Genomic DNA, 6,064 nt, shown 5'->3' with positions numbered 1-6,064 from the left:
CATCCGCATATCTCACACACCATGGGATACAGGCATCACTCCGGGTCCCTCACAGACTTCATGAAGGTTCACCCCGACGAGCCGAAATCAGTAACCCGCTGCCCGTCGACCAGCACCGTGCACGCGCCGCACGCTCCGGCGTTGCACCCCTTCTTCGCGCCCGTGAGGCCCAGGTGTTCACGCAGCAGGTCGAGGAGCGAGGTGCGGTTGTCGACCGTCACGGTGCGCCGGGTGCCGTTGACCGTCACGGTGACGCGGCTGGTGGGCGCGGCATCGGCGGCGGCTGCCTCCTGCGGGCCGCCCAGAAGTGTTCCGCCGACCACGCTGCCGGCGACGACGGCCCCGCCGACTGCGGTGGTGGTGGCTATGAAGGTGCGCCTGCTCGGCGCCGTCACAGGAGAGGAGGGTGGAGTGGGGGAGGAAGGATGCGGGACTGCGGGGTCAGTGGACATGTGTATGCCTTCGCATCGTTGACGAGTCGGCCGTGCGCGCGGACACGACCGGGGCAGGGGGTGCCGTGGCCGTGAAGGCAACGGCAGCCTTGTCTGGGAGGTGCGCTGTACACGAGGGGACGGCGCGCCACGAGCGGGCCTTTTCGACCGTGCGCCGGCGTGGCCGATGAGTCGGCGCACGGGCTCGTGCGTGGGCCTGTCGGTCCGGTCGCCGGCCCTGGCCGGGCTCGTGCCGCTGGGGGTGTCGGGGCACGAGCCCGTGGGGCGGCCTTGCGTCAGAAGGTGAGGAGGACCTTGGTGGCGCGGCGTTCGTCCATGGCCTTGTAGCCCTCGGGTGCCTGCTCCAGGGGCAGGGTGAGGTCGAAGACCTTGCCGGGGTCGATCTTGCGGTCCCAGATGAGCTGGATCAGGTCGGGCAGGAACCGGCGTACGGGGGCGGGGCCGCCGAGGGTGTGGATGCCGGCGAAGAACAGCTCGATCCCGGGAATCTGAACGTCGTAGTTGACGCCCACGTAGCCCAGGTGCCCGCCGCCGCGGGTGGCGCCGACGGCCTGCATGAACGACTCCTGGGTGCCGACGGCCTCGACGACTGAGTGCGCGCCGAGCCCGCCCGTGAGTTCCTTGATCTTTGCGATGCCCTCTTCGCCGCGCTCTTCGACGATGTCGGTGGCGCCGTAGTAGCGGGCCAGCTTCTGTCGCTCGGGGTGGCGGGACATCGCGATGATCCGCTCGGCGCCGAGCTGCTTGGCGGCGAGGACGGCCATGAGGCCGACGGCGCCGTCGCCGACGACGGCGACGGTCTTGCCGGGCCCTGCTTCGGCGGCGACGGCGGCGTACCAGCCGGTGCCGAGCACGTCGGAGGCCGCGAGCAGGGCGGGGATCAGCTCGGGGTCGGGCTGGCCCGGGGTGGCGACCAGGGTGCCGTCGGCGTGCGGGATGCGGGCCTTCTCGGCCTGGGTGCCGATGGTCTGTGCGACGAACTCGGCGTGCACGCACTTGGACTGGAACCCGGCTTGGCAGATCTCGCAGGTGTTGTCGGAGATGACGAACGACCCGACGACGAAGTCGCCGACGTTGACGTTCTTGACCTCGGAGCCGATCTCCTCGACGACGCCCACGTACTCGTGGCCCATGACCTGGTGGTCGGCGGGCTCGATGCCGCGGTACGGCCACAGGTCGGAGCCGCAGATGCAGGTCGCGGTCAGCTTCACGATGGCGTCGGTCGGCTCGATGATCTTCGGGTCGGCGCGCTCCTCGACGCGGACGTCGCCGGCGGTGTGCATCACTACTCCACGCATGGTGGCTTCTCCTTGCTGGTTGTTCTGGCGCCGTGGGGCGCCGCTTCTTGTTCAGGAAGCACGGGATCGCCGCGGCTTCCTGGGTTTGGTGGCCCTGGCGCCGCCGAGTCCGCTGGATGGGCGTAACCCGTCAGGGCCGGGGGTGCTGCTGGTCTAGGCGGGTGCCGGTGCGGGTCGGCGGCTGTGGGTGAGCGCGATGGCGAGGGTCGGGAACAGGGTCAGCGCGGCGATCACCGTGCCGACCGCGGCCGGGCCCGTGGCTCCCAGGGAGGATTCGAGAGCGAAGCCGGCGATCCAGGAACCGGCGGCGGTGCCGAGGTTGAACGCCGACACCGTCAGCGCGGACCCCAGGGTGGGGGCGCGGCCCGCGAAGCGGACGGCCAGGGCGATGAGTACCGGGTTCGCCCCGAGCCCGAACAGGCCGAGCAGTGCGACCAGCACGATCGTCGGCACCGCATAGCCGGCCAGCAGGCAAATCGCCAGCAGCAGGACCGTCGTGACCGCGGGGGCCACGATCGTCGTCGCGTACGGGCGGCGGTCCCCCAGACGGCCCCCGACAAGGAAGCCCGCCAGGGCGCCGATCCCGAAGCCGATCAGGACCAGCGGTACCAGGCGGGAGGCCAGGCCCGCCCGGTCGGTCAGCAGCGGCGAGATGTAGGTGTACGTCGCGAGCACACCGCCGGTCGTGGTCGCACAGGCGGCCAGCGCCAGCCACAGGCGCCCCGAGCGCAGAGCGGACAGCTCGGACCGGATCGAGACCGCCTCAGCGGCGGGCCCGTCGTGCGGGACGTGGCGGGCGATCAGCGCCATGGCGGCCACCGCGAGGGCGGCGAGCGCCCAGAAGGGGCCGCGCCAGCCCATGAGCTGCCCGGCGAACGCGCCGAGTGGCACCCCGACGACGTTGGCCAGCATCGCACCAGCGCCCACGACGCCCAGCGCCCGCGAACTCGCGGCGGGACCGACCGCGCGAGCGGCCACCACGTTGGCCACCGCCCAGAACGCGCCGGTCGCCAGCGCCGTCAGGAACCGTGCGGCCAGCAACAGCGCGAAGCTGGAACAGAGGGCCACGATCACGTGACCGACAGCGAACACGGCCAGAGCCAGAACCAGCGTCCACCGCTTGGGCAGCCGCAGGGTCAGCATCGCCATCAGTGGCGCGCCGACGACCATGCCGACCGCGAACACCGTGATCAGCATTCCGGCCCGGGCCACGCTGACCTGCACGTCGCCGGCGATCTCGGGCAGCAGGCCCGCCACCACGAACTCGGTCGTGCCCATCAAGAACGTGGCCAGAGCCAGCACGTACACGACGAGCGGCAGCCGGGTAGGTGTCCGCTCAGCCTCTGCGACCGGCAGGTCGGCGGGAGCGTGGAGGGTTCCTCCTCGCGTGGTCATACAGCGTCTCCGTGGGATCGAGAAGTGGGTGCGCAATCCACGAAACCGCCTCCGCCGCGTGCGCGGGAGGCTGTGTTTATGGGGGTACAAGCTCAACCCCCCTCCCGCCGGGCTCCGGCCGTAGCGTTGAAAGCATGGAACACCGCCCGGACAACCGCGCCGACATCCGTGACTTCCTCGCCCGCCGCCGGGCCCAGCTCACCCCTGAGCAGGTCGGCCTGCCCACCAGCGGCCGACGACGCGTGCCCGGGCTGCGCCGCGAGGAAGTCGCCGTCCTCGCCGGCGTGAGCACCGAGTGGTACACCCGGCTGGAGAAGGGCCACATCAGCGGCGTCTCCGAGGACGTCCTCGACGCGGTGGCCCGCACCCTCCAGCTGGACGACGACGAACGCACCTACCTGTTCGACCTCGCCAAAGCCGCCCATCCCAGCCCCGCACCCCGGCGCCGACGCAAGGCCGTCGACGTCCCGCCCCGTGTCCAGTGGCTGCTGGACTCCATGACCATGTCCGCAGCTTTCGTCACCAACGGCCGCCTGGACATCGTGGCCACCAACACACTCACCCGCGCCCTGTTCGCACCCATGTTTGACAGCCCGACCATCGGTGGAAACGGCCGCCCCAACTTCGCCCGCTACTGGTTCCTCGACGACGACTCGGCCGACTTCGCCGCCGACTGGGACGGCGCCGTCACCACCACCGCCGCGCTCCTGCGGGCCGAGGCCGGCCGTTACCCCAACGACAAGGCCCTGCGTGAGCTCATCGGCGAGCTGTCCACGCTCAGCCCGGAGTTCCGCACCCGTTGGGCGTCCCACAACGTGCGTATCCACCACGGCGGCGTCAAACGCTTCCACCATCCCGAGGCCGGGGACCTGGAGCTCACCTATCAGCCCCTGGACCTGCCCGTCTCGGCGGCCGGCGAGGCGCACTCCCTGACCATCTACACCGCCGAACCCGGCTCCCCCTCCGAAGACGGCCTGCGCCTGCTCGCCTCCTGGGCCGCCACAAACGCGCCCCACCTGCCCACGCGCCGGTCCCCGGCACGCTGACAAGCCGTTCAGGACACTAGCCATGTCGAGCACGGAGCAACGCGGTGGCCACGGGCTGGGTGCCCACGAGGATGGGCGGGCCCGGTGCCCCGGACGATCTCGAACTCGGCTATCAGACACAGCAGTGGCTGGCCACCAGCGACGATCCCCAGGCGCTGGCCACCGGCGGCTACTGGTACCACCGCCAGCGCCAGCAGCCCCACCCCGCCGTACACGACGAGGCATTCCAGGACCCACTCCTGCACACGTACGCCGCGACAACGTCGCAGTCTTCATCACCTCCGCGCTGCACAACCCCGATTTGAGCCGCACCATCGTCGAACTCACCGACGGCACCACCCCGGTTGCCGACGCCGTCGCGGCCGTCGCCGCCCCGGTCGGCCCCCGCCACTCCTGACGAGAAGGGACCATCGCTCGCGCGGTACTCCATCCCCGGCTCGACCGGCGTGAAGGTCTCTCGGGTCTGCCTCGGCACCGCGACGTTCGTAGTCGCGCCGACCGTGCAGGGCGCCGCTCGGGCCGTCAGGTCGGCCGGCCCAATCGCACGTGGGGGATGCGCACCTACCAGGCTTCGGCTCGCCTGGCTGCTCTCCCGCCCGGCCGGCGCCTCGGTCATCGTCGGCGCAGACGTCGTCGACGAGTTCGAAGCCAACATCTCGGCAGCAGACATCGCCTTGGAGCCCGACCCGTACGAGGTGCTCACCGCATTGACGGCGTGACCGTCACCGGTCCGAGTCGGCCAGACAGCCTCCTGGGCCGCCGCCGTCTCGGTGTCTTGGCACTGCCGAGGCGCGCCGCAGAGTCAGAGCCAGCCCTGTCCGACGGGCCGGGCCCTTTCCAATTCCTGGCGCATCCGCTGGGCAATCGAGACGAGGCGCTGCTTCGACAGGCGGTTCGTGGGTCCGACGGTGGCGATGGCCGCACGCGGAGTGATCGCGACCGCGACGCACGAGATCCCGGCGCGCTGGCTGTCGAGGTCGAGGGCGTAGCCGAGGCGCTCCGCATCGGCGATTTCCTGTGCGTGCTGTTCCCACCGCTCGGGGTCGTCGGCGCGGACGGTCCTGGCGAGATCGGCGTCAACGGCGAGGAGGGCATGGCCGAGCGCCTCACCGATGAGCGGCTTGCGCTCGCCAGGTCTCACCGCCAGGTGGAGGGGCTTGTGCGACTGCACGGCGTCGACGCAGAGGTAGTCGTTGCCGGTGACCAGGGCGAGGAAGGTGGACTCGCCAGAGGCCCTGCTCAGCGTCGTGAGTACCGGTCGGATGCGGGCTCGCAGTGCCTGCTCGGCCTGGGCGTCGGACGAGAGCTGCGAGCACGGCGTGGTCCGGCCAGGCGAGGCGCGGCCGGGCGCCGAGCTGGCGGCGCAGCACCGCGACCTCGTGGCGCAGCGCAAGCAGCTCGACGTTCTTGGCCTCCTCCGATAGCGACAACAGCAGGAGCAGCCCGAGAAGCTTCAGGAAGACCAGGTACAGCACGCGCAACGCCATTCCACCCGAGCCTGCCATCGTCGACCGGGACTGCAAAATACCTGTTCAAAGGCTACGCGTTACTTCTGGCACCCTACAGGCTACACAGCGTGTGCGGTTTCAACAGCCCGATCGACTACGTACGCGAGTACCGGGCCACCCCGCTGAGGGACTGGCCGCATGGATCGTCTCCACGCTGCGAGGGAATTGCCATCCAGCCCACAGACGACGAACGATGCGAGAGCCTGGCGTCCCACCCTACGGGGTGGGTATCTGCCGACGTCGACCGGCGGACCAGTAGCGCGCCAGGGTCCTACTGAGGTTGAACTCGTGATGTCGTGGAGTTGCTCAGGCGGGCCTGATGGTCAGGCCGGTCTCGGTGAGGCAGCCGTCTATGAGGTGACTGC

At 70.4% G+C, this 6,064-nt stretch carries 6 protein-coding genes and 2 pseudogenes; 4 read left to right on the top strand and 4 right to left on the bottom strand.

All coding sequences use genetic code 11. The features are described 5' to 3' along the window. Nucleotides 1-92: 92 nt before the first annotated feature. The 3 genes and pseudogenes from ABZ719_RS37075 to ABZ719_RS37065 all read right to left on the bottom strand — a co-directional run. Nucleotides 93-452 (bottom strand): annotated as a pseudogene (locus tag ABZ719_RS37075) (2Fe-2S iron-sulfur cluster-binding protein); the annotation flags it as partial. A gap of 275 nt (nucleotides 453-727) precedes the next feature. Further along, a complete protein-coding gene (locus ABZ719_RS37070) occupies nucleotides 728-1,750 on the bottom strand; it encodes a zinc-dependent alcohol dehydrogenase family protein (RefSeq protein ID WP_366729573.1) in 1,023 nt (340 codons plus the stop codon). Between the two features lie 153 nt (nucleotides 1,751-1,903). Next, nucleotides 1,904-3,145, bottom strand: a complete 1,242-nt coding sequence (locus tag ABZ719_RS37065; protein WP_366729572.1) for an MFS transporter — start codon at nucleotides 3,143-3,145, stop codon at nucleotides 1,904-1,906. Nucleotides 3,146-3,279: 134 nt separating this feature from the next. Here ABZ719_RS37065 and ABZ719_RS37060 point away from each other — a divergent pair, with 134 nt between their 5' ends. The 3 genes and pseudogenes from ABZ719_RS37060 (at nucleotide 3,280) to ABZ719_RS37050 (ending at nucleotide 4,910) form a co-directional block, all read left to right on the top strand. Continuing rightward, on the top strand, nucleotides 3,280-4,191 hold the full coding sequence (locus tag ABZ719_RS37060; protein WP_366729571.1) for a helix-turn-helix transcriptional regulator: 912 nt from the start codon (nucleotides 3,280-3,282) through the stop codon (nucleotides 4,189-4,191). 35 nt (nucleotides 4,192-4,226) lie between these two features. Next, nucleotides 4,227-4,496, top strand: a pseudogene (locus ABZ719_RS37055) (short-chain dehydrogenase); the annotation flags it as partial. Between the two features lie 141 nt (nucleotides 4,497-4,637). Next, nucleotides 4,638-4,910, top strand: a complete 273-nt coding sequence (locus ABZ719_RS37050) for an aldo/keto reductase (protein WP_366729570.1) — start codon at nucleotides 4,638-4,640, stop codon at nucleotides 4,908-4,910. An 83-nt stretch (nucleotides 4,911-4,993) separates the two neighbouring features. Here the strand turns inward: ABZ719_RS37050 and ABZ719_RS37045 are convergent, their stop codons facing one another. Beyond that, entirely contained in the window at nucleotides 4,994-5,362 is a 369-nt protein-coding gene (locus ABZ719_RS37045) for a hypothetical protein (protein WP_366729569.1), read from the bottom strand. A 46-nt stretch (nucleotides 5,363-5,408) separates the two neighbouring features. Between ABZ719_RS37045 and ABZ719_RS37040 the strand changes: the two genes are divergently transcribed. Further along, complete coding sequence (locus ABZ719_RS37040) at nucleotides 5,409-5,615, top strand: hypothetical protein (protein ID WP_366729568.1); 207 nt, start codon at nucleotides 5,409-5,411, stop codon at nucleotides 5,613-5,615. Nucleotides 5,616-6,064: the final 449 nt, after the last annotated feature.

It is taken from the genome of Streptomyces sp. NPDC006743 (assembly GCF_040703815.1).
GTDB lineage: Bacteria > Actinomycetota > Actinomycetes > Streptomycetales > Streptomycetaceae > Streptomyces.
This window is presented reverse-complemented; position numbering and strand designations above follow the sequence as displayed.